We start from the raw sequence: 25,666 nt of genomic DNA, 5'->3' as shown, positions 1-25,666 counted from the left end.
TAGATCAGACGAATCCTTGTTGGCGTGGATGCATTTTTGATGGGAAATTGGCCCGATGGGAAGTTTTTTTAAGCAGGTATATCGTTACTCTCATTCTCGCCCTTACAGGCATAATGAAAACCTCTGGCCCTATGTGAAAATAGAACGCGCCGCCAGTGGAGAGATTAGCGTACTTAATTATAAGAAGAAGATTGTCCCTATTGTAGAATTGTCCGCACTAAAAGACAGCTGCCAGGGACCAATACTGTTGACGGCGACAGGGCCATCGGTGAATTCCATTTGCTTTGGCGATATTCCTGAAATGCCGGCTCTCGGGGTCAATGGCGCTTATTGCTTAAGCTCGAAGGTGAGTTTTCGCTTTTATGTTATTGTCGATATGGGCTTTATCGATAAACGGCCTGACATTATAGAAGAGATCATTCTGGCAACGGGGTTAATCCTGTTCACTACGGTCCACGGCGTGGCGAAAATCATTGATCGCTTCACGCTGGCTGGCGTGAAGTGCCAGTTCGCCGTCATCGAGGACGCGGCTTTCAAGATTTATAGCCCCAAAATAAACCCTCTGGCACTTTGGGACCATTACCGCCACGACTGTGATGTCCATTTTTCCTCTGTCTGTAAATCCATCGCCTTTAGCCATGATATTCGGCATGGCATCTTCGATGCTGGCACGGTGGTTTATTGGGCCTTTCAGATACTGTCCTTCCTGGGGTTTAAACAGCTATTTATTGCCGGGCTGGATATGAACAATTTCGATTTGCCGCGCTTCTATGAAACGCCAGAGAACCAATTGCCGACATTTTTACCCGAGAAGGTTGAAGATATGATCATCCCGGCTTTTAGCCATGCGGGTGAAAGAATGAAAAGCAACAATATTGCTATAAAGAACTTTTCATTAACCAGCGCCATAGATACCAGCATTTTTGAAAAGGTTGACTGTCATGTCTTTTTCAAAGAAAGCTGATTTCACAACCTTGATTTATCTGTACGCCTTGCTGTTGTTTTCCTTTTTTAGCGCCATTTTTTGCGGCCATACCCGGGTGAACAATCTGTTCCATATCGCAGCGGTTTTTTTCCTGTTGGCGCTGGCCACCCGGCCGGAGTTTCGTAAGATTTGGCATAACCGGCGAGCCGCCGTCAGGGGAATAGCGTTGGCAGCGTGTTTTCTGGCTTACTATTCTGCCAGTAATCTTTGGGGGGGCACGCCGGAGGACACGGCATCGGCCTTGACGCACAGCGCTTATATTCTGATTTATCTCGGCCTGTTGGTCTCGGTGTTGGATAGCCCTCGCCGCAATCTGTTACTTTGTGCGGTGATCGTCGGCATCACGTTACTGTGCCTGTATCTGGCATGGAGTGATTACCAGCAAATCTATACCCTCAGAGAAACCTCAGACACGAATCCCGGCCCGCGCAATGTCATAGATCTTGCCGGCTATGCCGCGCTGGGCATTATGTTAAGCCTGATGGTTTTTCGGGATACCCAACAGAAAAAGGTGCTGCTGGTCGTCCCGCTGCTTTTTGCCTTTATGGTACTGACGCAAAGCCGTGGGCCGTTAATTGCCTTATTAGCGGCACTGGTGTTAACCACATCTTACCGGGCGTTGAATAAAAAATCGGTAATGCTCATTGTGGCCGCGGTAATATTTACCGCAGGCGTAGTGTTATGGTCGTCCATTGGTGAAATGCTGATAACGCGTTTTACCCAGCTTTATCAACAGAGCTTTGTGCGGATGAGCATTTGGCGACACAGTGTTTCGTTGATAGAACAGGCGCCGTTTTTTGGCTATGGATTTGATAGAGAACTGACTTTTACCAACTATACCGGCGAGTTTATTCATACTACTCACAGCCTGTATCTGGGCGCGTTGCTCAAAGGCGGGCTGGTGGGCTTTTGTCTGTTCATCGCGTTGCTGGCATTTGGCGCGCGGCTTGCCGTGGTTCACCTTAAGACCGGGCGACGGCTGGAGGCAGCGTTATACCTGTTTATGCTGATCTTCTACTGCTCACAGGGCATGTTTGTCATCGCCAACCCGGCCGAGTTTTGGTACCTGTTCTGGTTCCCCTTGGCTATGGTATTCGCCCAACCCACCTCAATGGCGCGTTAATGCCAACGCACTCGTCACTTTTTCAAACACCTGATTTTCAGTGATAATGCTGAGGGGTTGGCGGCGCTGAGCCGTAGTGAGCGTTAGTGCATCAACCGACACGTTCATTACCTGATGCAGTTCGTGATTTTGATAAGGGCCGGTGTGCTGCGGATTAGCCGTGACAAACAGGCTGATGGTCGGAGTTTTCAGGGCAATAGCCAGGTGCAATGGGCCGGTGTCGCCAGTGACCAATACCTGCAGATTTGACATCACCGCCAGCAGTTGTGGCAGGGTGGTTTTGCCGATATGGCTGACCACGCGTTGCCGTTCGGCCGCTGTCAGCCCCGCGATAAATTCTTGCTCTATCGACAGCTCTTTTGGCGAGCCGATTAATTCGATTTGGTGGTGCGGCGACTGCGCCAGCAGCAGTTTTGCCAGGCGAATAAACTGCCCGACGGGCCAGCAACGCAGCGTTTCAGAAGCGCCCATTTGAAAACCAATAGAAATTTTATCTGCGGTTTTATCAATCGTCGCAAACTCAACGGGAATAAACATTTCGCTGTTGTCGGTCTTGCAGCCCAACTGTGCCACTAAATCCAGCTTGCGCTGAATTAAATGGCCACCGGTACTTTGGCTCACGCCGCTCAACCAGGGCTCCATGCCAGTGGCTTTGTTGCCATAGGCATCCTTGAACACATATTGGCAACCGGCAGTAATGGCGACAATTACGTCGTAAGGGGATTTGGAGTGCAGGATGATCGCCAGTTGCGGCTTGTGTTTACGCAACTGGTGAATAATGCTGAGCATGTCCTTGGCTTTATGATCCCAATAAATGACATCACTAAAGTAACGGCTGGTCGCGACCAATTGTTTATTTTTATGGCTGGAAATCAGGGTGATATTGGCCGTTGGGTAGCGTTCACGCACCGCGCGAATGGCCGGCGTATTAAACATCAGGTCGCCCAGGGCAGTGGTGGAAAAAATAACGATGCGCTCAAAGGTCAGCTCCGGCTTAAAACTGGCTTTCTGCTGGAAGTTGCCGCCCAACCGGGTGAACATCTGAAGACAGGCGTTGGCCGCTGTTATTTTCCACTGTTTCGACATCTTGTTTCGCTTTGAGTTAATTGGCGCGCCGGTCTGGCATCTGCATCATATGATGTTTGTCCCGACGGGCCAATGGTCGGCAATAGTTTGCTACATATGCTTGCGCAACCTTGATAAAGGGGCAGCGAGCCACCCCATTTACTGAGTCAATCTTGCCAAACCTGTGTGCTGCGCGGCGAATCCATCCGGTAATCCGAATAATGGCGCGTGAAAATTTCGCGGCCCAGATCGCGGGCGGCCTGCAGTGGATTACGCGGATCGCGGCTGACCTCGCCCCGGTTGTTGCCCGCACCCTGTACCATTCCGACGAATTCGGAATGTGTGTAGCGGCTGAATTCCTGAATTTGATGCACGATCCCCATTGCCCCTGCGGGGTAGGTTTCTTCCGAGGCCACCGTCAGCCCGATGCGTTTGCCACTCATACGCTGATGCACCTGTTCGGCATCAGCGTAGGCGTTGGAGTAATAGCTGAAAGAGCGATCGAAAAAGGCCTTGGTTTGCGCCGACATGCCGTACCAGTATAGCGGGGTGCAAAATACCACCCCATCCGCCGGCAAAAAGTGTTCCAGAAACAGTTCGCCATAACGGTCGGCAGGGGGCGCGGCATGGCGTTCATCAGTCAGAAAACCGCTGATATAGTCATCGAGAAAATGCAGGCTGGCTTCGGTGCCGGCTTCGGCAGCTCCTGCCATCACGGCCTGCGCCAATGCTGCACTGTTGCCGTCACGCCGTGGGCTGCCCACCAGAACAATAAGGCGCTTGGGTTGCTGAGATGAATTCATGTCACTCTCCGTTTGCTGATCATGGGAATACGATCGCCAATTTACGGCGATCAAAGCGTAAGTGACAAATGACGGCTATTCTTTCAGGATGAGTTAAATTCATCCATATGGAACTTGTACATGTTTGCCACGCTTCCGGTTACCGCATTGCGCACCTTTGAATCCGCCGCCCGCCTGCGCAGTTTTAAACAGGCCGCACTGGAGCTGGCGGTCACCCCGACGGCGGTATCGCATCAGATCAAGGCGCTTGAGCAGCAGCTGGGCTTTGCCTTGTTCGATCGGGTACCGCGCGGTGTGCGGTTAACCCACAAGGGCGAGCGTTTGTTTGCTGGAGTGCACGCTGCGTTGCTCGATGTGGCAACCACGTTGGATGCCCTGCGACCGGTGCCCAGTGCCGGTTCCTTGTGTGTTTCTGTCACCCATTCTTTTGCCGCGTTGTGGCTGGTCCCGCGCCTGGGGCGTTTTTATCAGGCCTACCCGCACTATCTGGTACGCCTGGAGGCCTGCGGTGAGGTGATTGATCTGCAGCAGGACGCCAGCGTGGACATTGCTATTCGCTACAGCAGCGCTGACTACCCGCAGTTGCATCAGGCAGCGCGGCTGGAAGAGCGTTTCGGCGTCTATGGCGCCCCGGATTTGTGTGCCACGGAGCAACAAGCGCCCACGTTGATCACCGTACATTGGCACGACTCCACGCTTTATGAAACCGGCTGGCGCGAGTGGTGTCAGGCTGCCGGAGTCGACTGGTGGCAGCGGCATAGCGCGTTGCGGGCTTATGACGAAGAGCATTATGCGTTGCAGGCCGCGGTAGCCGGGCAGGGGCTGGTGCTGGCCAGCTCGGTGATGGTGTCGGATCTGGTACGTAACGGGTTGCTGGCATCCTATCGGCCGGAAATTTGCGTACCGGGTGCGGCTTATACCGCGCTGTGCGTACCTGGGCGCGAGCGACACCCGCCGGTACGGGCGTTTCTGGACTGGTTGCAACTGGAGATCTTGCGCTGAGCCACCGCACAAAATAAAAGTTTTTCTGGCGTGAGGCATGGGAATATCAGATAACTTTGTTATTCCCTTCCCATGAGAGAGATGTCCATGAGCCAGCCAAGAGTTTCTGATTACCCGATTGATGCGCAGTTTATTGAACGTTGGTCGCCACGCGCGCTGGCAAATGAGGCTATCGATGATGAGACTTTGCTGAGCTTCTTTGAAGCAGCGCGTTGGTCACCTTCGGCCTATAACATCCAGCCGTGGCGCTTTGCCTACAGCAAGCAGGGGTCGGCCAGTTGGGACAGCTATCTGGATTTCCTGATTGAGTTCAACCGCGGTTGGGCGCAGCATGCTTCGGCGCTGGTGGTGGTGATCTCCAAAACCACCAGTCTGAACGGTGAGAAGGAAGTCAGTAACCCAAGCCATGCCTTTGACACCGGGGCTGCCTGGGCCAATTTGGCGCTGCAGGCGCACCTGAAAGGTTGGGCGACGCACTGCATGAGCGGTATCCATTCCGACAAAATCAAGGCGGCGTTGAACCTGCCGGATAACTATCAGGTGCACAGCATGGTGGCGATCGGTAAAACGGGCGATAAATCCCGCTTGCCGGAATTCTTGCAGCAAAAAGAGATCCCTTCAGGGCGTTTACCGCTGGAGCAGACCGTGGTGGAAGGGCTGAACTTTACCCTGTAATCATCCCCAAGTATGGCCTGACCCGCTCAGGCCTTTTTCGTCACTAGGGCAATGCCAGGCTCAGGAAATGGCGGCGGCGACATTGCGTAATTCCGGCAAAATCCCCAAGTTCTTTTCCTGTACCAGATCCTGATAAATTTTAAGGATCACCGCTTTCACCACGTCAGAATTCCGTGTCAGGCTCTGTTGTTCCATGATGCTATTTAATTCAGCCAGTTGCTTTTGAGTGATTTTCATCGACAAACGTTTCGACGATTTGGCATTCGCCAACTCGCTGCCTAACAGTGTTTTCAGTTCTTGCTGCTGATAGCGGCCGGTAGTGAGGGCATGGAGGTAGTATAGGATCAGCGTTTTATGAAAGTTTTCATCCAGCGAATCATCTATTTTCTGCGTGGCAACGTTCAGAATATCGAGATAGTGCGCAGGAACGCGTACTTCCAGCGCTGATTTAGCCTGCTCAAACTCGCTTTTAATGCGCGGAGTGGACTGGGCGGGAACACTGACTACCGCATCACACTGGTTGCAGACGGCGGCTAAAATATTCCTCACTGTGCCGCGGCGATCGCTGAAATCCACATCGCGTAAACGATAGGTTGCCATTGTTCGCCCGCAGTTTTGGCACAGAACGCTGCGCGTATCACCTTCTTTAACAATTCTCATTGTGAGCTCCTTGCTGAGTTATTGATGCACGCTGATAAAGATGATGTCGGGTTCTATGAAATAAAATTTCACGTACCAATAGCAACCTGACTTCCAGGGGCGAAGAATATGAACATCAGTAGTGGCGTCCTGATGATGTGGGCAGCACTGATATGCATCTCCGCCCGTTTTCTTGATAAGTTCAATCACCCAGTTTTCATCAACCTGGCCGGTAGCAAACAGATTTTTCACATCGATATTGCCACGTACCTCATGGTCATACGCGCCTTGCTGAAGACAGCGTATGGCGAGTTGCTTTACATCCCTGAATCCCATCTTACCTCCCTATACTGTACGCTTATTTACGTACATGCAAGCTGTCTGAAGTATTTAATCGCAGCCAAGTGTACTGAGGGAAGAGGCAGGGCAGCCAAGCAATGTAGGGAAATAACTGGAGAAAAAGATGAAAAGGCGGGATGCCTCGCAGACTAATGTAACGGGCACCTTCCTGCATACCCAGCCTCAGGGGCAACGACAGCCCAGTTCAACCATAAACTGGGCTTCAAACACTATCAGGCTTTAATAACGGATGGTTTCCTGAGAGACCGAATTGGCCTGGACATCATTGGCACTGAGCCAGGTCGGTTTGTTTTTCAAATCACCGAATAATGACAGCTGATCGTCAAAGTGTTTTGAGCGTTTCCCGTCTGGAGCGATAAAACCGGACTGGCCAGGAGGAGTGACCTCGACGCCGGTGACCCCTTTATGGGTAAAGACCACCATGTCATTTTCGGTCCCGCGGTTCATGGCAAGACGATTCTGAATGTGTTCGTCTGAGCCTGCTTGCGGAACGTTCAGGAAGTTTTTGGTTTGATAAGTGGTGTTTGACACCTTGGTATGCCACGCAGTCATCTTCTCGCCTTGCGCTTTATTCAGATCGTTAACGGCGAGCTGCAGCGCTTCCATCATCAGGCCATCGACGTCTCTGCCTTTGAAGATATCAAAGCCTGAGGTCTTGCCGCCGGCGGTCATGCCCTGATAAAGAATTTTGGTACCCACCGAAATATTCTGGCTGCCCGTGGTGCTTTCTCCCGGTTTCATATAACCGGGATCAAGGAACCACGAAGCCTGTTCCGCAGGCAATATTCCGCCCAGTGACAGAGTCAGCATATGTTGCAGCCAGGCACGGAAGATGGGGGTCGCCGGGGTATCGTAATAACCGTCGTTATTCAGATCCCTTTCCTCATAGTCCCACTTGCCGAGGATGGCGGCAGCTTCACGCAGTTGTGGGTTATCGCTTTTGCCGGCGACCTTGACCAGGCGGGGCACAAAAAAACGCGCGTTAGGATCTTCAAACGCGACGTCCATCAGCAAATCCCATAACTGCGTGGGGGTAAAACGCGGCTGACTATCAATACGGGTGAATAACGACTGGATACGGTCGGCGGTATTCCAGGAGTACCACCATTCGTCCGGGGTGGGGAAGCCTTCCGCAGGGCGGTTGTTCCAGTTGGCGATGTAACCCGTTTTCGGATTGTAGACCTGAGGATTGGTGGCAAATGGCATAAAGCCTTGCCACTCGGAGCTGCCGTCACCCGGCATAGGTAGCCGGTTATCGTGCCCCTTAAGGCGTATTGGATAACGCCCGCCCAGGGCATAACCGATGTTGCCTTGGTTATCGGCGTAGTACCAGTTGACGTTGATGGCGGAATGCTGGACCTGATCGAGCCATTGCTGATGGTTTTTTGCTTTGCCGACCTTATTCCAGGCCAGTAAAGTGGCGACTTCTTCGCCTTCCCAGCCACGACGTTTGGCATAGGCCAGGCCTTGCTTGAGATTGTAGTCGATGACGGCACCTTGCACGCTTCGGTACACTGTCAAATGTTGGGCTTCACCGTCCTTCACCGCGATGGTCTCAACGCGTTTTTCCAGAGGACGGTATTTCCCCTGATAGAAGTACTCTTCAGGGTTTTTAGGGTTCAATTTCAACTGGTATATATCGACATTATCGCCGGCCCCCCAGGTACTCCCCCAACTGATATCGCGGTTGTAGCCGAACTCCACCATCGGATAACCAAATGGACTGTTTCCCACCGCGTCATAACCCGCGCCATGTAACCCAACAGAATAAGTATAAGCAGGCTGATAGAAACCGAACTGAGGCCCGTTTAGCAGAATGCTCTTGGCGCCGTCGGTTTTACGGGAGCCCAGGACGATAATGTTACTAAAGGCTTTTTCCTTCGGCGGCTTCCAGCGAGGCGTTTGTTCATTGGCCGTTGCCTCTGTCGGGAGAGCGGCATGGTTCAGGGGGGATGCCGCCGACGGGGCAGAAACATAAGCCCCATTGCGTATCGAAGGTTGCCATTCACCCTTGGGGACGGTGGTAGGTGCGCCGGGGTTATCTTGAGAAAGCAGCAGGTTAAATATCGCTTTGCCTTGCGTCTCGCCATCCTTTTTTATCAGCCCTGCGAGCAATTGCTGGTTTTCCAGCTCGGTGTTGTAGTCGCCGAATCTGTTGACCATGGAGCCGACGAAGACCATGGCCACATCGAAGTCCGTCCACGGAGCCGGTTTAAAATTATGGTCAATAAACTGTTTTGGCATCAACTGTTGCGGATTGGCATCGATTTTTTTCAGCCATGCGTTAATGCCCTGAGCATAGCCATCAAGAATATCGCGATCACTCTGGGGTAACGCGGCCAGTTGAGCTTTGATTTTGGCAGGGGAATACTGTTGGCGGATACCTATATCAAACGACAGGTAGTCTTTGCCTAACACTTCCGCGACACGCCCTTCAGTACTGCGCCGGGACATTTCCAATTGGTATAGGCGGTCTTGAGCGATGGCATAACCATAGCCATAAAACAGCCCGTAAACGTCATTGGCGTAAATGTGGGGAGTACCATAGGTGTCTCGTTTAATCGTCACATCAGCGGCAAAAGTTTGGGCCATAACCAGATTGCAGCCCAACCCGAGGGCCAGTAACAAAGCAGAACGCGGTTGAAATAACAATTTCATGCAGTTTCCTCGTTAACTCGTGGTGATCGCGGCGGTGGTTTGTTAGCTCAGGGAGGGCGAGCTTGCCGTGAGAGTTCCGTTAGCTTGCTACATAAAATCAACAAAGTGATACATAATTTTAACTTTAATGTTGTTTTGTGTGTCCAAAATCACTGTTCAAGGAATGCTCTATTTATCGAAGTGACCATTAATCTCATTATTAATTCGTTACTTTATGTTGAGGTTTCTCGAGGGTGGGGAAGATTGCGATAAAAAGGGATACTTTATTTTTATTTTTATCTTTAAGAGTAAATCATGACTTAAACAGAGCTACTGACGTGGCAATAGGGTGAGCGGGATGGCTGCCAATAGGTACTGTGAGGGCTCTGCTGCAGGTGTAATCTTTAACAGTGAGCCCCGCAAAGGAAGCATGACTGGAGTAAGCATTGAAGAGTCTGGCTGAAGTGAAACTATGTCCAAAGTGATCTGACAATTTGTTCGGTGCCAGAAGTGGACATTGCAAACTAAAAAGGCCTGGTGAATTGACCAGGTCATTTCATGAGATGTCAGTCAACCCACGGCGAACAACTGCTAGTTAGCTTAGATTGTTTTCCCGTATGGCCTTAAGACCGGCCAACGAGAACTGCTTAAAATGTGCTGTCAGCGCTTTCGTTTGCATTGCGACGATTTCCTGTACGGGTCCTGGCATACGATTTCCCGCTACCATCAGCATCATGCAGGGTGCAACCACACTCAGTATACAGGGAAGCAAGCGGGGATCATCTTCTGAAAGCCCGGCGGCTTCGCCCACAATCCGTCTCACCGACTGAATCTTTCCTGCCCCTTCAGTATTAATAAAATCCCCAAGTTGTGTAGAGGGGGACAACATTTCGCGGGCAAACACTCGACCATGCCAATCATCCGGATTGCTCAGTTTTGCCAGAAATGTTTCCAGGAAAGTCCCTAATTTATCTTCTGCGGATACCTCTGATGCAGCCAGTTGGGCTAGTTGATCGCCATCCAGATAATGATGGTGTGCAAGCGTCAGAACGGCGAGATATAACCCGTCACGACCACCAAAGTGATAGTTGATGGCAGCCAGATCAACACCGGCTTTTTTGGCAATCTCTTTGTTGGTGGTTTGCGCGAATCCTTTTTCCGCGATCAGCTCTCCAGCAGCCTCGAGAATGCTTTCCCGCGTGATATCTCCATCGCTTCGGCGTGCTCTGCTCATAATTCACAACGTCCAAATAAGTTAATTTTGCATGCAGGGTTTATTATTGCATAACTATAGTTTAAATTTGATTTAAACTAAGATTCTCAAGGGACATCGGAACACTACTCTTATGAATAAAAAAATCATCGCCGGGGCTGTCGTGATAGCTCTCATCATTGCTGTATTAGCTTTTTGGCTGATGGGGCGTCCCGATGGAGATAAGAGTTTGTTGAAGCTGCATGGAAATGTCGATATTCGACAGGTCTCACTGGCATTTGAAGATAGCGGCCGCATCAGCACGCTCACTGTCGATGAAGGCGATCGGGTTCGTGCCGGACAGGTTATCGCCACACTGGACACGCGTGCGCTGAAGATTCAGGAGCAACAAGCCCTGGCGCAGCTGGATGCCCAGAAGCAGACGGTGCGTGAACAGCAGGCAGGCGCGCGTCCAGAGGAACTGGAACAAGCCCGGGCGCAGTTGTCCTCAGCGCAGGCGCAATTACAGAAAGCAACTGAAGACATCAGCCGTATTCAACGCATCTCCGCCAGCACCGGTGGAAAGGGCGTCAGTAAACAGGAATTGGACACGGCCCGCAGCAATCTTCGTATTGCCCAGGCCAGCGTGAAAGAACGTCAGGCCAGCCTGACACTGATGGAGAAAGGGGTACGCTCCGAGCAACGTGAAGCATCCGTTGCGCAGGTTCGCGCTACCGAGGCACAGCTGGCGTTGATGCAATACCACCTCTCGCAGGCAGAATTACGCTCCCCCGTTGACGCGATAGTCCGGGCTCGTCTTCAGGAACCGGGGGACATGACCGGCCCACAAAAAGCGGTGTACACCCTGGCACTTAGCCAGCCGAAATGGGTCCGTGTGTGGCTGAATGAGAGTGATTTAGGACGTGTGAAATCGGGTATGTCAGCAAAGGTTTTCACGGATTCGTTCCCGGATAAACCGGTAACGGGTAAAGTCGGCTTTATCTCCTCGGTGGCGGAGTTCACGCCGAAATCTGTCCAGACTGAAGATCTGCGAACCAATCTGGTGTTTGAAGTCCGCATTGTCGTTGACGACCCGGATAACGTTCTGCGCATGGGACAACCTGCCACGGTGACCCTTAATACTCAGCCAGAGAATCAGCGCGATGCCGGTAACTGAAAATCAGGATGTTGTTATTGCCCGTGACCTGGTGCGCCTGTTTCCTGGCGTCACCAAGAAAGCGCCTGAAACGCGCGCGCTTGATGGTCTGACGCTCAATATTCGGGCAGGTGAGTTAACGGCACTGGTGGGTCCTGATGGCGCGGGGAAAACCACCTTTCAGCGGTTGATTGCCGGTCTTTATGAGCCCAGTTCTGGCAGCCTGACCGTATTGGGTACAGATGTGACCGCCGATCCGCAGTCAGTGCAAAACCGCATCAGTTACATGCCGCAGCGCTTTGGGCTATATGACGATCTCAGTGTGCAGGAAAATCTCGATTTGTACGCTGATTTGCATGGTGTTCCCTCCGAGGTCAGACAGGAACGCTTCGAACGACTGCTGTCGATAACTGATTTGACCCGCTTTACGGCGCGTCCGGCAGGAAAACTCTCTGGCGGTATGAAACAAAAGCTGGGGCTGGCCTGCACGCTGGTGCGTTCTCCTGACTTGCTGTTGCTCGACGAGCCGAGTGTCGGGGTTGATCCGCTCTCCCGTCGCGACCTGTGGAAAATCATCGAACAGCTGGTTCAGGATGAAAAACTGAGCGTGATCATCAGCACCGCCTATATGGATGAAGCCGAGCGCTGCGCGCAAATCTATGTCATGAATCACGGCAAAATTCTCGCTGAGGGTAAACCTGACATGTTGCGCCAGAAGGCCTCAGGCAGAACATGGTTGGCGGTTCCTCCGCAAGGCACGAAATCACGTATTTTACAGGCCCATCTGCTCGAAAAACGCGACGCCATTGCCGATGCCGTCCCCAAAGGTGATGCCGTCCGCTTTATCTGTCTGTCTCCCGATGATAAAGCCACCCCACATGAGGTGGACGCCACGCCCAGAGAGGCAGAACTGGAAGATGGTTTCATGTTGCTGCTGCATCAGGCGCAGCAGCATGATGTGACAGCGCCAGCCGGGCCGGTAAAAGCGGAAATGGTCTCTGCCCAGAGCAGTGACAACGGCAGTGACAAACCGGTCATCGTCGTGAAAGACCTGGTGCGAAAATTCGGTGATTTCACGGCGGTGGCGAACACTTCTTTTGACGTCAAACGCGGCGAAATCTTCGGTTTGTTAGGGCCGAATGGCGCAGGGAAAACAACCACGTTCCGTATGTTGTGTGGCCTGTTGCCCGCAACCAGTGGACAACTGGAAGTCGCCGGAATGAACTTGCGCACGGCACGTGCAAAAGCGCGTGCCCGTATTGGCTACGTCTCGCAGAAGTTTGCCCTTTACGGCAACCTCAGCGTGCGGGACAACCTGACTTTCTTCGGCGGAGCCTATGGCCTGTCCGGTGAAAAACTAAACCGCCAGATTGAAGCTTCGCTAAAGCAATTTGAACTGAATCCGGATGCCATTAGCGCTGAACTTCCGGGGGGATTCAAGCAGCGTTTATCCATGGCGGTGGCATTGCTGCATGAACCGGAAATCATTTTTCTCGATGAGCCGACAAGTGGGATTGATCCGCTGGCGCGGCGTCTGTTCTGGTACACCATCGGTGAGTTGGCGAATAAGGGCATCACCATTATTGTCACCACGCATTTTATGGAGGAGGCCGAGTATTGTGACAGGATCGCGATTCAGGATGCCGGGAAGCTACTGGCGCTGGGTACGCCGAAAGAAGTCCGTCAGCTCGCAGGGCTGGATCATACTGCGGACATGAATACGGCCTTTATTGCCATCGTCGAAAATTCCCGCTCGCAGGTGGCTAAAAAGGATCTCCAGAATGAATGAGTCAAGGTTCCTTCATCGGCTGGTCTCGCTGACCCGCAAAGAAACCCGCCAACTGGTGCGCGATAAAAGTAACCTTGCGGTTGGGTTTTTACTGCCCATCGTGCTGATCCTGCTGTTTGGCTACGGTGTCTCTTTTGATCTTAGTACGGCGCGTGTCGCAGTGGTACAGGAGCAGCATACCGCTCAGAGCCATCAGGTTATTACCGCATTGCAGGGCAGCCGTTATCTCTCCGTGCAAGAATACCCGAGTCTCGTTGCGGCGCAGGCTGCGCTTCAAAAGGATGAAACGGATGCCATAGTGCGTATTCCTTCCGACTATGCCGAAAGCGCGGCGTCTGGAAATGGCAAATTGCAGGTACTGCTCAACGGTGCCGTTACCAGCGTCGCCTCTGCGGCACAGGGCTATATCACGGGTGCATTGGGTACGCAGACCGCCATTGAGTCTGACAGACAAAACCTCACGTCAACGACAGGAACGGTATCCATTGAGCAACGCATGTGGTTCAACGAGGCCGGGATCAGTACCTGGTTTATTGTGCCGGGGATCCTCGTCCTCATCTTGACGCTGATTGGGGCATTTCTTACCGGATTGCTGATTGCCCGGGAACGTGAAAGGGGAACGCTGGAGGCGTTGTTTGTCACACCGGTTCGCCCACTGGAGCTGGTGCTTGCCAAACTTGCGCCGTATATGGTGATTGGTGCTGTCGATCTCGTTATCTGCCTGCTTGCTGCGCATTATCTGTTTGCGATCCCGATCAGAGGTTCTCTTTTCGCCATCATCACGTCCTCGCTGCTGTATCTGCTGGTCTCTTTGGGGATGGGGTTGACCATCTCGGGTTTTGCTCCAAGCCAGTTTTTGGCGAGCCAGATTGCATTGATTGCGAGTTTTATGCCCGCAATGATGCTCTCCGGTTTTGTTTTTGATATCCGAAACTTACCGGTAGTCGTTCAGGTCGTCAGCCAGATTTTACCTGCCACTCATTTTATGTCGCTTATCAAGACGCTGTTTCTGGGGGGGGACGACTGGCCCCTGTTTTTCCGCCAGTGCGGCATCCTGCTGCTCTATGCGGTTATCCTGATTAATGCCTCACGGCTTTCACTTCGCAAACGGCTGAGGTAGCGCATGATATCTGAACTCCAACAATGGTTGCGGCACATCAGCTTTCTGATAAGAAAAGAAATTCTGACCATCGTTAAAGAACCCGCCAACAGGGTGATCCTGATTGCTCCCGTTTTTATGCAGGCATTACTGTTTGGCTACGCGGCCACCTACGATGTTAACCACGTTGATTATGCGGTACTGGATCAAAGCCGTGGTCAGGCTTCAACCCAGATCATCTCGCATCTGGATGGGACAGGTGTATTTAACCGGACTGCCACGCTGACGTCGGCGTCGCAAATTCAGCAGGTGGTGATGGATGGCAAGGCTCTGATGGTACTGACATTTCCGCCTGATTTTGAAAGTAAGCTAAACCAGGGGCAGACGTCACCGTTACAGGTGATCCTCGATGGCCGTAATTCCTCGACCGCAGGGGCAGCAGCAGGATATATCAGCGCGGTGGTCAACGACTTTAACCAGCGCAGGACAGGCAATCTCTCACCGATAAATGTTGAGGTCCGCGCCTGGTATAACCCGAATCTTGAGTCTCGATGGGGACTGATGCCCACGTTGATTGCGGCAATCAGTATGATGCAGACTCTGCTGTTGTCGGCTCTTTCGGTCGCCAGAGAACGGGAGCAGGGGACCTTTGACCAATTGCTGGTCACACCTTTTACGCCTATGCAACTGCTGATTGGCAAAGCTATCCCGCCGGTTTTGGTTGGACTGGTGCAGTCGACAATCATCTTGTTGGTGATTTTATTCTGGTTCCAGATCCCGATGAACGGATCGCTGTTTCTGCTCTATTTCGGACTGCTCAGCTTCAATATTGCCGCTGTCGGTCTGGGCCTGTCGATTTCAGCGGTTTCCATCAACATGCAGCAGGCCATGTTGTATACCTTCTTACTCATCATGCCGTTGATGTTGCTTTCCGGGTTGTTGACGCCGGTCCAAACCATGCCTGCGGTACTTGATACCCTGACTTATGCCAACCCACTGCGTTTTGCCATTGACCTGGTGCGGCGGGTCTATCTCGAAGGTGCCGGGTTTAGCGACGTCGCCCTTGATTTTATTCCCATGATAGCCATGGCAGTCATCACCATGCCGTTGGCCGCGTGGCTGTTTCGCAACCGACTTTACTGATGCAGGGATCCAGATGAATAACCGTTTTTCACTTTTCAATCGTCATGCATTATCCGCGCTGGCGGCGATGACTGCACTGACCCTCATCAGTGGTTGTACAGTCGGTCCGGATTTCAAAGAACCAAAGGCAGCGGCGCCGACCGACTGGACAACCTGGCGCAGCGGTGATGCCGCGTTGCACGCGTTACCGGGCGGCAGTGTTGTCTCAGATAACCAGTGGTGGAAACGCTATAACGATCCTGTGCTCAATGCTCTGGTAGAGAAAGCTTTATCGGCGAGCCCCGATATTCGCACCGCCACGTTGCGGTTTGCCAGTGCCCGTGCCCAGCAGCAGATAACGGCTTCGCAGCAAACGCCGACGGTGAACGCCACTGGCAGCGTTACCCGCATTCAGCAAAGCGAGAACAGCCCCTCGACACGTGCTCTGAAGGAAGCGTTGCCGAACCCGGACGAACTCATACAACTGATGGCCGCGCCGTCGAACTGGTATCAGGGTGGACTGGATTTCTCATGGGAAATCGATCTGTGGGGACATGTACGTCGCGCAATCGAAGCCTCTGACGCGGATGTTCAATCCCAGAAAGCGATGCTGGAGATGGCAAGGCTGAGTATTGTCGGCGATGTGGTGAATAACTATTACAACCTGCGCGGCATTCAGCAGCAAATTTTGCTCGCAAAACAGGATGAAAAAGCACTGGATGAACGTCTTTCTCTGATTCAGGCGCGCACAGAAGGGGGAGAACTGGATGAGACCAGCCAGGAAAGACAACGCAGTGAACTTGCTGCTACCCGGGCGAACCTGATAGACCTTCAGGCGCAGGAGGGGGTAGCGATGAACCAGCTGCTTTTGTTGTTGGACGAACATCCTGGCGCGTTGCAGCAACAACTGCAATATCGTGCAGACAGCCTGAAACCAGACAAATTGCCACCGCTGCAAATGGGTATTCCATCGGAGGTGGCACTCAATCGTCCCGACATTCGGGCGGCAGAAGCAAAGCTGCATTCAGCAACGGCCAGTATCGGCGTCGCTCAAGCTGAACTTTATCCGAGCATTACGCTGGGGGCACGTATCGGTATGGATACCTACAGCGCGGATAATTTCACGGAGTGGGGCAGCCGCAGTTGGTCAGTGGGGCCGAGTCTTAATCTGCCGCTGTTTGATCGTGGTCGTCGTAAGGCGACGGTGGTTTTGCGGGAAACCGATCAGCAGCAGGCGGCGGTCGATTATCACAAAACAGTTCTAAAGGCGTGGCAGGAAATTGATGATGCCCTGAGTCGTTATGCCGCTGCGCAGCAAAAACTGGCTGAGCAACAAATCCGCGCAGACAGTGCCGAACAGGCACTGAAGCTAATCCAGGCACGCTACGATGGCGGACTCAGCAATTTTATCGATGTGCTGGATGCGCAGCGCAGCAATATCCAGGCCAGGCAGGCGTTGGCTGTGAGCCAGCGCGATGTGATGACGGCATGGGCGGCAGTGAACCGCGCAGTGGGCAATTATCCCCGCTGATCAGATTAGGTGGAACGGAAACTTTAAAGGGCTTTGCGGGTTGGGTAACTTGCTGATTTTAAATCAATAAATATTGATGTGTTTCGTTACCGAACTTTCTTGAGCCCAATTCTGAATCTGAGCACCAAATTCTTCCGATGCAGAGAGGAAACTAAAAATGCATCAGGGGGGATTTTACACGCTAATTGATGGGGTCGGAAATACGGAGGGATTTGCAAAGCGACATGAAAACAAGAAGTTGGCTCCTCTGACTGGACTCGAACCAGTGACATACGGATTAACAGTCCGCCGTTCTACCGACTGAACTACAGAGGAATCGTTTGAACGGTGCGAATAATAACGGGGTGACTCAGGCTTGTAAAGTCAGAAAACGCCTTGATGTTTCGTTTGCTGCAAGATTATTCAACCTGCTGCTTTTTATGGCTTTTATCGCTGCACTGCTGCGCAGTGGTTCACTGTCTACCACTAACCCATGCCATCATGCGTTATGTTGGTGCAAGCTTTGGCTATTCCCCGCCTGTGCAGGGGGAGGTATTACCGACTTTAACATCATTTTTTCTTATTTTTCCGTCGATTAGTTGGTGATTTCTCTTATTCCGTCTGTCTGGCCCGGATCTTGCTGTGGTTTATCTTAACCCAGCCAAGTGGCATGACGGAGGCAGTATGAATTTCAGACGTCTTAAGTATTTCGTAAAAATCGTCGATATCGGCAGCCTGACCCAGGCGGCAGAAGTGCTGCATATTGCCCAACCGGCCCTCAGCCAACAGTTGGCGACGCTGGAAGGAGAACTGAAACAGCAGTTGCTGATCCGCACCAAGCGCGGGGTACAACCTACCGAAGCCGGCAATATTCTTTATGCCCATGCCCAGACCATTTTGCGCCAGTGTGAACAGGCGCAAAGCGCGGTCAATAGCGCCGGGCAGGCGATGAGCGGCCATGTTTCCGTCGGGCTGGCGCCGGGCAGCCTGGCGTCACAGCTGGCATTGCCGCTGTTGCAGGCGGTGCGCGATCAACATCCGGGTATTTTGCTCAGTCTGAATGAAAATATCGGCTCGACACTGGCCGGGCAGGTCGCCAACCAGAACCTGGATATGGCGGTGATCTACGGCGCTAAAATGCCCACGGGCCTGCAAGCGACGGCGTTAATGCGCGAAGATCTTTATCTGGTGGCGACGCGTGCGGTACCAAACCCAGGCAATAGCGTTGAGCTGTTGGACGTTGCCCGGCTGAACTTATTCTTACCGCGCGAGGGGGATGTGGTACGTAGTCAGGTGGAGGAAGCTATGGCGATACGTAAACTGGCCGTCAACGTGATTGGTGAAATTGAAGCCCCAGGCACGCTGAGCGCGGCCATTGCCAGTGGCCTGGGCGCCACCATTTTGCCAGAGTCGGTGGCGCGCGCGATGATTGGCCCGGCCAAGGCATGGATGGCGCGTATCAATGCACCGTCATTGAACGTACCGCTTTCACTGTGCACTTCCACTCAGCAGTCCCTGTCAGCCCCCGCGCTGGTGGTGAAGGAGATCCTGCTTTCTATCGCTGCCAGCCGCAGTCAGGAAAAACGCGTGCTGGCGTTGGTGCAATAATTCGATTAGCTGAGTTGGTAGCGGCTGTCCGGCTGGGTGACGGCGGGTAAATCCGTCTCGTCATTCATTTCGCGCAGGTTGATCTCAATGGCATTGCACATGGCATTGAGCGGCAGATCGTTGGCGGCGGTGCCAAATGGATCTTCCAGCTCTTCTGCCAGGGAATCCAGCGAGATAAAGGTATAGGAGATAAATACCGACACCAGCGGCGTCATGTAGTGCAGATCCGGCACCAGCGCAAAGGGCAGCAGGGTGCAGAACAGGTAGACAGTGCGGTGAACGATCAGGCTGTAGGCAAAGGGGATCGGCGTATTGGCGATACGCTCGCAGCCCCCGAGGATCTCCGACAGGCGGTTGAGGTTCTGGTCGATGCTATGAAAAAGTACGTCTGACAGCTGTGCCGATTGCCGTTTCTCACCCAGCCATTGGCCCATCATCAACAACAGTCGGTTGCAGGGGGAGGCGCTGTTTCTAATGGCCAACAGGTCGGCGTTGGGTAGCAGGCGCTGCAGGTCTGCGCTGCTATCGCTGCCGCGCAGTTGGTGTTTCAGGCAGTAGCTAAACGCCATCAGCAGGGCGGCAAAGTCACGCGCAGCCTGATCCTGGTGCGGCAGCAGGCTTTTAACCTGGCGCAGCAGCGAACGTTGGACAATTAACAGTCCGCCCCACAGTAACCGTGCTTCGGTGAAACGCGCATAACTGACACTGTTGCGAAAGCCGAGAAAGATAGCGATCGCCACGCCCAGCAAGCTAAAGGGGGCCAGAGTGAGTTTGACGCCCAGGTGTTCGTACCACTGGAAACAGAGCACGGCAACAATTGACATCGCCACGTTAAGGCTGAGACGAAACAGAATTTTGGAGAGCACCGAACCGTGCCAGACGAAAAGCCGTCTGAACCAGTGTTGCTGAGGTCTGACAATCATAAGAGTGGTTATTACTGGGGAATAAGAGCCGCTGTTGTAACAGATTAGCAGCGCGATCATCAACGTTCTGATGAGTAAAAGTTAAAAATTTCGCCGAAGATCAGAGGCTGCAAGGTTGAGCCTGACGCCCTGTGGCGGCAAGGATCCTGCACCGAAATTGAACTGTTTCCTGCCATAACCCTCAGATTTTTATTTCGTTTTCATTACATTTTCTGATGACGCATACGCTATGGTAATAGCGTGGGCGCGGGATGCTCCCGGCGAGCGGGGGAAGGCGACCAGCGGTCAGACTGTCTGCTCGGCATCAACATAGGAGAAGATAAATCTGTTTAGTAAGGTGAGATTATGGTGAAGCAACGTAAATATTTAACCCGCAACGAGATTGAAAAAATCTTGCGCGCCGCAGCACGGGGCCGACATCCGCAACGCGATGCCTGTCTGTTAAAAATGTGTTTTATTCACGGCTTTCGGGTCAGTGAATTGGTTCGTTTGACCCTGTCAGACATTAATCTGGAGGCTGGCATTGTTCATGTCCGGCGACTTAAAAACGGGTTCTCCACTACCCATCCTTTAACGCCGGAGGAGTTGCCATATCTGCATGCCTGGCTGGCGCACCGATTTACCCTGGATGACCGCTCGGCTCCCTGGCTGTTTCTGTCGCAAAAGGGCGGGCCGCTTTGCAGGCAGGCGGTATACAGCCTGCTCAAGCGTCTTGGCCGACTGGCCGGGGTCGATGTGACCGCACACCCGCATATGCTACGCCATGCCTGTGGGTTTGCACTGGCCGATTTAGGGGCGGATACGCGGCTGATACAGGATTATCTGGGTCACCGTAATATCAATCATACGGTGATCTACACCGCCAGCAATTCGCAGCGATTCAATGAAATCTGGACTCGAAATGGGGTGCGGAATTTAAGGGTAAGAGTAAAAGCGGAATAACAGCAATTCATTATTAATCAGTGAGTTACTTTAATAAAAATGTGTCATTTTGTATCAAAGTGTCGCCATATTAAGAATGCCCCCCTATTTTGTCAAGTCCCGTCAACCAATTCTTGTATATAACTGATAAATAACACTTATTTTATCCCCTTTTTTGCGTCTATCGGATCCTCATAGCATTTTCTGCCACACCATTTCTGCTTGCATAGCGATTATCTCGGATTATTCGTCATTTTTTTGGTTATTCGTACCGATAAATGAATTTAATTAGAATTTATAACCAATAAATTAATCATAAATAGATGATAAAACTAAATGTGTCACTTTGATACAAAATGGAACATTGCCTGGAAGGCTTTGCCGTTTTGTTTTGGGGTGAATTTGGTGGCGGCGGAGGGATGTCCGTCTGCCGTGAATGAACACCAGCCTTGTTCCGGCCTTATTGGGAACCGGAATTGAAAATCACGTCTTTTAAGGGATTACAAAGCATGAACATGAACAAAAATCTGATTGCGGCCGTGTTGGCCACCGTAGCACTGGGCTCAGTAGTGTCCACCGCCAATGCCGCCAACCAGGGCAGCGGTACCGTGACCTTTACCGGCTCTATCATCAAGGCACCTTGCTCCATTGCGCCAGATTCTGTCGACCAGACCGTCAATCTGGGCAGCGTGGCCAACAAGGCACTGGAGAAGGGCGGCAAATCCTCACCACAGAACTTCAACATCAAACTGCAGAGCTGCGATATCTCAGATCTGACCGATAAAACCGTTACCACCACCTTCACCGGTGCTCCGTCTAAAGCCAATGCCAGTAATTTGGGCCTGAGCGGCACTGCCAGCGGCGCGTCTATCGTGCTGAGTCAGGGGGGCACGGCCATTAAGCTGGGCGAACCTACCACCGCTATTAAAGTCAGTGACGGCACTAACATTCTGGCTTTTGCTGCTTACCTGCAGGGTGAGTCCACCACCACCGCGGCCAGTGGCAGTACGGCGGCCTCCACCACCTATTCCACCATTGTTCCGGGTGACTTCAAATCGGTCGCCAACTTCACGCTGGCCTATCAGTAAGCCTCGCACGGGCGCGATTGCGCCCGTCCCTTTCTGGCGCTACCCGACTGAAGCGAGGTCGCCTCATGTTGAGTTTTAGGTCTTCATGTTTTACGCCTTGCCTGTGGGTTATTTGCGGGCTTGGGGTGTCGTTTGCAACCCTCGCCCACCAGGGGCAGGGGGTGGTCAATATGCAGGGCTCGATTGTCGATGTGCCCTGTGCCATCGCCGTCAGCAGCCGCGACCAGTCGATTGATCTGGCGGTGTTGCCGATTGGCCAACTGATGCGCGATGGCGAAGGGCCGGTCAGCCCGTTCAGCATTCAACTGGTTAACTGCTCATTGCAACAGATGCGCCCCGGCCGTGCCGACTGGACCCAATTCCGCGTGACCTTTGCCGGTGATATCACCGACAGCGCCTTGTTTGGCAGCAGCGGGCAGGCTGAGGGGATGGGGATACAAATCACCGATGCCGCCGGCAACGTGGCGCAGTCCGGCGTGCCGATGCCGCCCGGGGCGTTGGCACCAGGGGAGACGCGGCTGGATTACCGCCTGCGGCTGGTTGGCACGCATCAGATATTGCGCGCGGGGGCCTATCGCACCACGGTGCGGTTCAAAATGGATTATTACTGATGAAGGAACATGCCGTGTTGTTGTTTCCCTCGCGAACTATATGGATATTGCGCCCTTTGGCGGTGTGGGTTGGCTTGATGCTGGGCACCGCAGGGCAACAGGCGTTGGCGGCCGACAGCATCGAATTCAACACCGACGTGCTGGACGTCAAAGATCGAGATGCCGTTGACCTGAGCGAATTCTCCCGTGCCGGTTACATCATGCCGGGCCAGTATTCTCTGGTGCTGCGGGTCAATAAACAGGAGCTGCCGGAGCAGCCGATCACCTTTCTGCCGCCACCGGACGACGCCAAGGGCAGCGTGCCCTGTCTGACGCCGGCGATGGTGGATCAACTGGGGCTGAAAGCTTCGGTGCAACGCAACCTGGCCTGGTGGCATCAGGGGCAATGTCTGGCGCTCGACTCCCTCAAGGGGATGCAGACGCGGGCTGACCTGGGGTCCGGTTCGCTGTATATGAACCTGCCGCAGGCCTACCTGGAATACACCGACGAGAACTGGGATCCGCCATCCCGCTGGGACCAGGGCATTGCCGGCATGCTGTTTGACTATAACGTCAACGCGCAAACGGTCAGGCAAAGTCAGGGGCAAAACAATCAGTCGCTGAGCGGCAATGGCACCACCGGGGCCAACCTAGGGGCCTGGCGCTTTCGTGCCGACTGGCAGGCGCAGTATGACCATACTACCGGCCAGAACAGCGGCTCACAGCAACGCTGGGACTGGAGCCGTTATTACCTGTACCGTGCGATAGCAGCACTGCGCGCCAAGCTGACGCTGGGTGAGGATTACCTCAGTTCCAATATTTTTGACAGCTTCCGTTACACCGGTGCCAGCCTGGTGTCCGACGACAACATGTTGCCGCCGAATCTGCGTGGCTATGCGCCGGAAGTGACCGGGGTAGCGAAAACCAACGCCAAGGTGACTGTCAGCCAGCAGGGGCGGGTGTTGTATGAAACCCAGGTCCCGGCGGGGCCGTTCCGCATTCAGGATTTGAACTCCGCCACCATGGGCAAATTGGATGTGCGCATTCAGGAACAGGACGGCAGCGAGCGCACTTTCCAGGTGGATACGGCAGATGTGCCTTACCTGACGCGTCCGGGCCTGGTGCGCTACAAGATGATGGCCGGTAAACCGTCCAACTACCGCCACAACAGCGAAGGCCAGGTGTTTAGCGGCGGCGAATTTTCCTGGGGGGTCAGCAACGGCTGGTCATTGTTCGGCGGCGGGCTGCTTTCCGCCGGTTATAAGGCGCTGGCACTCGGGGTGGGCCGTGATCTGCTGGCCTTTGGGGCCCTGTCGCTGGACGCCACGCAGTCACGTGCCGAGTTGCCGGGCAAGGGGACGCCGTCCGGCACCTCCTGGCGGCTGAACTACTCCAAGCGTTTTGACGAATATGACAGCCAGGTGACCTTCGCCGGTTATCGCTTCTCCGAACGTAACTACATGAGCATGTCGCAATACCTGGATGCGCGTTACCACGGCGGCAATTACAGCAACAGCAAGCAGATGTATACCGTTTCGTTTAACAAGCAGTTCCGCACTCTGGGGTTGAGCGCGTTCCTGACTGCCAGCCACCAGACCTATTGGGACCGGCCGGCTAACAACAACTATAACCTGTCGCTGTCGCGCTATTTCGACATCGGTTCATTCAAGAACATCAGCCTGAGCCTGTCGGCCTACCGCACGGTGTTCAACAACAGCCACGACGACGGGGTTTACCTGGGGGTGAGCGTGCCCTGGGGCAGAACCGGGACGCTGAGCTACAACAATCAGTCCACTCGCGCAGGCAGTACCAACACCGTCGGTTATTACGACCGTATTGATGATAACAACACCTACCGCCTGACCGGCGGGGTGGGCAACGGCGGGCGCGGCACTGCCAGCGGCTACTTCACCCATGACGGCGATATTGCCGAAGTGACCGCCAATGCCAGCTACCAGGGCAGCCAGTATAGCTCGCTGGGCCTGGCGATGCAGGGCGGCGCGACGGTGACGCCCAAAGGTGCGGCATTGCACCGGGTTACTACGCTCGGCGGTACCCGCATGATGGTGGACACCGCCGGCGTTAGCGGCGTGCCGGTGCAGGGCTACGGCGGCACCACGGACACCAACATGTTTGGCAAGGCGGTGGTGAGTGACATTAACAGCTATTACCGCAACAGCATCTCGGTGAACGTCAACAAGCTGCCGGATAACGTCGACGCCAACCAGTCAGTGGTACAGGGCACCCTGACCGAAGGGGCGATCGGCTACCGCAAGTTCAGCGTGGTAGCGGGCCAGAAAGCCATGGCGGTGATCAAACTGGCCGACGGCAGCGCGCCGCCGTTCGGGGCCATCGTGGTCAACGACCACCACTATCAAACCGGCATCGTCAATGACGAAGGCAGCGTGTGGCTGACCGGGCTAAATCCGGGGGAAGGCATGGACGTGCGCTGGAATGGCCAGACCCAGTGCCGGGTGCATTTACCCAGCCCGCTCCCCGCATCGGCATTGTTGCTGCCGTGCCAGACAGTGGCAGGAACGGCGGTCACTAAAGCCACTGATACCACCGCGCTGGCGGCCGTTGAATCCTAGCCTGACCCTGAAAGCCAATAACAGTGAGTGAGAAAGATGAAATTAAAGACTTCCCTGGCGGTGACTGCCGTCTTGTTGAGCGGTGTGCTGGGCATGCAGCAAGCGTTTGCCGCCATCGCGCTGGATCGTACCCGCGTCATTTTTAATGGCGACCAGAAATCCATGAGCCTGAGCATCAGCAACCAGAACAAGGAACTGCCTTATCTGGCTCAGGGCTGGATAGAAGATGCCGGAGGCAACAAGGTCACCTCGCCGTTGATGGTGTTGCCACCGTTGCAACGGGTTGAACCGGGGGCGAAAAGCCAGGTGAAAATCCAGGCTGCACCGGAGGTGGCAAAGCTGCCGCAGGACAGGGAAAGCCTGTTTTACTTCAACCTGCGCGAAATCCCGCCCAAGAGCAGCAAGCCCAACACCCTGCAAATCGCGCTACAGACACGCATCAAACTGTTTTATCGCCCGGCGGCGCTGGTGACCCGTGATGCCAAGGCCTGGCAGGAGAAGCTGACGCTGACGCGGGTGGGGGACAAGTATCAGGTCAATAACCCGACCCCCTACTTTATCACCCTGGCAAGTGCTTCGGCGGCTCTGGGCGGCAAGGATATCCCGGGCGTTGACCCGGTGATGATCGCCCCCAAAGGCAAGGTGATGCTGGGCGGGTCGGCGGCGGCGCTGGGCTCTGCCCCGGTGCTGACTTACATCAACGACTATGGCGGCCGCCCGAAACTGGTGTTTGGTTGTAACGGCGCTACCTGCAGCGTGCGCAGCAGCAAGGCCGGTTAAGCGCGGCA

At 53.7% G+C, this 25,666-nt stretch carries 22 protein-coding genes and 1 tRNA gene; 15 read left to right on the top strand and 8 right to left on the bottom strand.

Annotated elements, in window-relative coordinates; genetic code table 11:
• Nucleotides 1–55 precede the first annotated feature (55 nt).
• Together E5C26_RS15980 and E5C26_RS15975 are read left to right on the top strand one after the other, a co-directional pair.
• The gene (locus tag E5C26_RS15980; protein ID WP_135317197.1) at nucleotides 56–964 is read left to right on the top strand and encodes a sugar glycosyltransferase; all 909 of its coding nucleotides are present in this window, start codon (nucleotides 56–58) and stop codon (nucleotides 962–964) included.
• Nucleotides 942–2,108, top strand: a complete 1,167-nt coding sequence (locus tag E5C26_RS15975; RefSeq protein WP_135317196.1) for an O-antigen ligase family protein — start codon at nucleotides 942–944, stop codon at nucleotides 2,106–2,108. Before E5C26_RS15980 ends, E5C26_RS15975 begins: the two co-directional genes overlap by 23 nt.
• On the opposite strand, the gene E5C26_RS15970 is transcribed toward E5C26_RS15975, so the two are convergent.
• Together E5C26_RS15970 and E5C26_RS15965 are read right to left on the bottom strand one after the other, a co-directional pair.
• Nucleotides 2,094–3,194 carry a glycosyltransferase family 9 protein gene (locus tag E5C26_RS15970; protein ID WP_135317195.1) on the bottom strand — a complete coding sequence of 367 codons (1,101 nt, stop codon included), beginning with the start codon at nucleotides 3,192–3,194 and terminating at the stop codon, nucleotides 2,094–2,096. The genes E5C26_RS15975 and E5C26_RS15970 overlap by 15 nt on opposite strands.
• Before the next feature lie 146 nt (nucleotides 3,195–3,340).
• Nucleotides 3,341–3,976, bottom strand: a complete 636-nt coding sequence (locus E5C26_RS15965; RefSeq protein ID WP_135317194.1) for a flavodoxin family protein — start codon at nucleotides 3,974–3,976, stop codon at nucleotides 3,341–3,343.
• Nucleotides 3,977–4,096: 120 nt separating this feature from the next.
• Here E5C26_RS15965 and E5C26_RS15960 point away from each other — a divergent pair, with 120 nt between their 5' ends.
• A complete protein-coding gene (locus E5C26_RS15960; RefSeq protein WP_135317193.1) occupies nucleotides 4,097–4,978 on the top strand; it encodes a LysR substrate-binding domain-containing protein in 882 nt (293 codons plus the stop codon).
• Nucleotides 4,979–5,065: 87 nt separating this feature from the next.
• Nucleotides 5,066–5,653 carry a nitroreductase family protein gene (locus E5C26_RS15955; protein WP_135317192.1) on the top strand — a complete coding sequence of 196 codons (588 nt, stop codon included), beginning with the start codon at nucleotides 5,066–5,068 and terminating at the stop codon, nucleotides 5,651–5,653.
• A 60-nt stretch (nucleotides 5,654–5,713) separates the two neighbouring features.
• Here the strand turns inward: E5C26_RS15955 and E5C26_RS15950 are convergent, their stop codons facing one another.
• From E5C26_RS15950 to E5C26_RS24895, 4 genes are all read right to left on the bottom strand, one after another.
• Nucleotides 5,714–6,313 (bottom strand): hypothetical protein, encoded by a 600-nt coding sequence (locus E5C26_RS15950; RefSeq protein WP_135317191.1) that lies wholly within the window; start codon nucleotides 6,311–6,313, stop codon nucleotides 5,714–5,716.
• An 18-nt stretch (nucleotides 6,314–6,331) separates the two neighbouring features.
• Nucleotides 6,332–6,628, bottom strand: coding sequence for a hypothetical protein (locus E5C26_RS15945; protein WP_135317190.1), 297 nt, complete (start codon nucleotides 6,626–6,628; stop codon nucleotides 6,332–6,334).
• Between the two features lie 243 nt (nucleotides 6,629–6,871).
• Nucleotides 6,872–9,310, bottom strand: a complete 2,439-nt coding sequence (locus E5C26_RS15940; protein WP_135317189.1) for a penicillin acylase family protein — start codon at nucleotides 9,308–9,310, stop codon at nucleotides 6,872–6,874.
• A 574-nt stretch (nucleotides 9,311–9,884) separates the two neighbouring features.
• Complete coding sequence (locus tag E5C26_RS24895; protein WP_135317188.1) at nucleotides 9,885–10,523, bottom strand: TetR/AcrR family transcriptional regulator; 639 nt, start codon at nucleotides 10,521–10,523, stop codon at nucleotides 9,885–9,887.
• Nucleotides 10,524–10,731: 208 nt separating this feature from the next.
• Between E5C26_RS24895 and E5C26_RS15930 the strand changes: the two genes are divergently transcribed.
• The 5 genes from E5C26_RS15930 to E5C26_RS15910 are packed head-to-tail and all read left to right on the top strand — an operon-like array spanning nucleotide 10,732 to nucleotide 17,178.
• Nucleotides 10,732–11,658 carry an HlyD family efflux transporter periplasmic adaptor subunit gene (locus E5C26_RS15930; protein WP_240776048.1) on the top strand — a complete coding sequence of 309 codons (927 nt, stop codon included), beginning with the start codon at nucleotides 10,732–10,734 and terminating at the stop codon, nucleotides 11,656–11,658.
• Nucleotides 11,645–13,426 (top strand): ATP-binding cassette domain-containing protein, encoded by a 1,782-nt coding sequence (locus E5C26_RS15925; RefSeq protein ID WP_135317186.1) that lies wholly within the window; start codon nucleotides 11,645–11,647, stop codon nucleotides 13,424–13,426. The genes E5C26_RS15930 and E5C26_RS15925 overlap by 14 nt, the downstream gene beginning before the upstream one ends.
• Nucleotides 13,419–14,546, top strand: a complete 1,128-nt coding sequence (locus E5C26_RS15920; RefSeq protein ID WP_135317185.1) for an ABC transporter permease — start codon at nucleotides 13,419–13,421, stop codon at nucleotides 14,544–14,546. Before E5C26_RS15925 ends, E5C26_RS15920 begins: the two co-directional genes overlap by 8 nt.
• 3 nt (nucleotides 14,547–14,549) lie before the next feature.
• Nucleotides 14,550–15,668 (top strand): ABC transporter permease, encoded by a 1,119-nt coding sequence (locus tag E5C26_RS15915; RefSeq protein WP_135317184.1) that lies wholly within the window; start codon nucleotides 14,550–14,552, stop codon nucleotides 15,666–15,668.
• Between the two features lie 13 nt (nucleotides 15,669–15,681).
• Nucleotides 15,682–17,178, top strand: coding sequence for an efflux transporter outer membrane subunit (locus E5C26_RS15910; protein WP_135317183.1), 1,497 nt, complete (start codon nucleotides 15,682–15,684; stop codon nucleotides 17,176–17,178).
• 239 nt (nucleotides 17,179–17,417) lie between these two features.
• Here the strand turns inward: E5C26_RS15910 and E5C26_RS15905 are convergent.
• Nucleotides 17,418–17,493: transfer RNA gene (locus E5C26_RS15905), tRNA-Asn, on the bottom strand.
• A gap of 348 nt (nucleotides 17,494–17,841) precedes the next feature.
• Between E5C26_RS15905 and nac the strand changes: the two genes are divergently transcribed.
• On the top strand, nucleotides 17,842–18,765 hold the full coding sequence (gene nac / locus E5C26_RS15900; RefSeq protein WP_135317182.1) for a nitrogen assimilation transcriptional regulator NAC: 924 nt from the start codon (nucleotides 17,842–17,844) through the stop codon (nucleotides 18,763–18,765).
• 5 nt (nucleotides 18,766–18,770) lie between these two features.
• Here nac and E5C26_RS15895 read toward each other — a convergent pair whose 3' ends face one another.
• Entirely contained in the window at nucleotides 18,771–19,688 is a 918-nt protein-coding gene (locus E5C26_RS15895; protein WP_135317181.1) for a bestrophin family protein, read from the bottom strand.
• A gap of 348 nt (nucleotides 19,689–20,036) precedes the next feature.
• Here E5C26_RS15895 and E5C26_RS15890 point away from each other — a divergent pair, with 348 nt between their 5' ends.
• From E5C26_RS15890 to E5C26_RS15870, 5 genes are all read left to right on the top strand, one after another.
• Nucleotides 20,037–20,630, top strand: coding sequence for a tyrosine-type DNA invertase (locus E5C26_RS15890; RefSeq protein ID WP_135317703.1), 594 nt, complete (start codon nucleotides 20,037–20,039; stop codon nucleotides 20,628–20,630).
• Between the two features lie 488 nt (nucleotides 20,631–21,118).
• Nucleotides 21,119–21,697: a fimbrial protein gene (locus tag E5C26_RS15885; RefSeq protein ID WP_135317180.1), complete on the top strand. Its 579-nt coding sequence runs from the start codon at nucleotides 21,119–21,121 to the stop codon at nucleotides 21,695–21,697.
• 125 nt (nucleotides 21,698–21,822) lie between these two features.
• Nucleotides 21,823–22,308: a fimbrial protein gene (locus E5C26_RS15880; protein ID WP_240776047.1), complete on the top strand. Its 486-nt coding sequence runs from the start codon at nucleotides 21,823–21,825 to the stop codon at nucleotides 22,306–22,308.
• The gene (locus tag E5C26_RS15875; protein ID WP_135317178.1) at nucleotides 22,308–24,878 is read left to right on the top strand and encodes an outer membrane usher protein; all 2,571 of its coding nucleotides are present in this window, start codon (nucleotides 22,308–22,310) and stop codon (nucleotides 24,876–24,878) included. Before E5C26_RS15880 ends, E5C26_RS15875 begins: the two co-directional genes overlap by 1 nt.
• A 36-nt stretch (nucleotides 24,879–24,914) precedes the next feature.
• Nucleotides 24,915–25,658: a fimbria/pilus periplasmic chaperone gene (locus tag E5C26_RS15870; protein ID WP_135317177.1), complete on the top strand. Its 744-nt coding sequence runs from the start codon at nucleotides 24,915–24,917 to the stop codon at nucleotides 25,656–25,658.
• The last annotated feature ends 8 nt before the right edge of the window (nucleotides 25,659–25,666 follow it).

It is taken from the genome of Serratia proteamaculans (genome assembly GCF_004684015.1).
GTDB lineage: Bacteria > Pseudomonadota > Gammaproteobacteria > Enterobacterales > Enterobacteriaceae > Serratia > Serratia proteamaculans_F.
This window is presented reverse-complemented; position numbering and strand designations above follow the sequence as displayed.

Bases quoted from the DNA above. Each gene is read 5' to 3' on its own strand.
- E5C26_RS15980 (WP_135317197.1), top strand. From the start codon at position 56: ATGGGAAGTTTTTTTAAGCAGGTATATCGTTACTCTCATTCTCGCCCT.
- E5C26_RS15975 (WP_135317196.1), top strand. From the start codon at position 942: ATGTCTTTTTCAAAGAAAGCTGATTTCACAACCTTGATTTATCTGTAC.
- E5C26_RS15970 (WP_135317195.1), bottom strand. From the start codon at position 3,194: ATGTCGAAACAGTGGAAAATAACAGCGGCCAACGCCTGTCTTCAGATG.
- E5C26_RS15965 (WP_135317194.1), bottom strand. From the start codon at position 3,976: ATGAATTCATCTCAGCAACCCAAGCGCCTTATTGTTCTGGTGGGCAGC.
- E5C26_RS15960 (WP_135317193.1), top strand. From the start codon at position 4,097: ATGTTTGCCACGCTTCCGGTTACCGCATTGCGCACCTTTGAATCCGCC.
- E5C26_RS15955 (WP_135317192.1), top strand. From the start codon at position 5,066: ATGAGCCAGCCAAGAGTTTCTGATTACCCGATTGATGCGCAGTTTATT.
- E5C26_RS15950 (WP_135317191.1), bottom strand. From the start codon at position 6,313: ATGAGAATTGTTAAAGAAGGTGATACGCGCAGCGTTCTGTGCCAAAAC.
- E5C26_RS15945 (WP_135317190.1), bottom strand. From the start codon at position 6,628: ATGGGATTCAGGGATGTAAAGCAACTCGCCATACGCTGTCTTCAGCAA.
- E5C26_RS15940 (WP_135317189.1), bottom strand. From the start codon at position 9,310: ATGAAATTGTTATTTCAACCGCGTTCTGCTTTGTTACTGGCCCTCGGG.
- E5C26_RS24895 (WP_135317188.1), bottom strand. From the start codon at position 10,523: ATGAGCAGAGCACGCCGAAGCGATGGAGATATCACGCGGGAAAGCATT.
- E5C26_RS15925 (WP_135317186.1), top strand. From the start codon at position 11,645: ATGCCGGTAACTGAAAATCAGGATGTTGTTATTGCCCGTGACCTGGTG.
- E5C26_RS15920 (WP_135317185.1), top strand. From the start codon at position 13,419: ATGAATGAGTCAAGGTTCCTTCATCGGCTGGTCTCGCTGACCCGCAAA.
- E5C26_RS15915 (WP_135317184.1), top strand. From the start codon at position 14,550: ATGATATCTGAACTCCAACAATGGTTGCGGCACATCAGCTTTCTGATA.
- E5C26_RS15910 (WP_135317183.1), top strand. From the start codon at position 15,682: ATGAATAACCGTTTTTCACTTTTCAATCGTCATGCATTATCCGCGCTG.
- nac (WP_135317182.1), top strand. From the start codon at position 17,842: ATGAATTTCAGACGTCTTAAGTATTTCGTAAAAATCGTCGATATCGGC.
- E5C26_RS15895 (WP_135317181.1), bottom strand. From the start codon at position 19,688: ATGATTGTCAGACCTCAGCAACACTGGTTCAGACGGCTTTTCGTCTGG.
- E5C26_RS15885 (WP_135317180.1), top strand. From the start codon at position 21,119: ATGAACATGAACAAAAATCTGATTGCGGCCGTGTTGGCCACCGTAGCA.
- E5C26_RS15875 (WP_135317178.1), top strand. From the start codon at position 22,308: ATGAAGGAACATGCCGTGTTGTTGTTTCCCTCGCGAACTATATGGATA.
- E5C26_RS15870 (WP_135317177.1), top strand. From the start codon at position 24,915: ATGAAATTAAAGACTTCCCTGGCGGTGACTGCCGTCTTGTTGAGCGGT.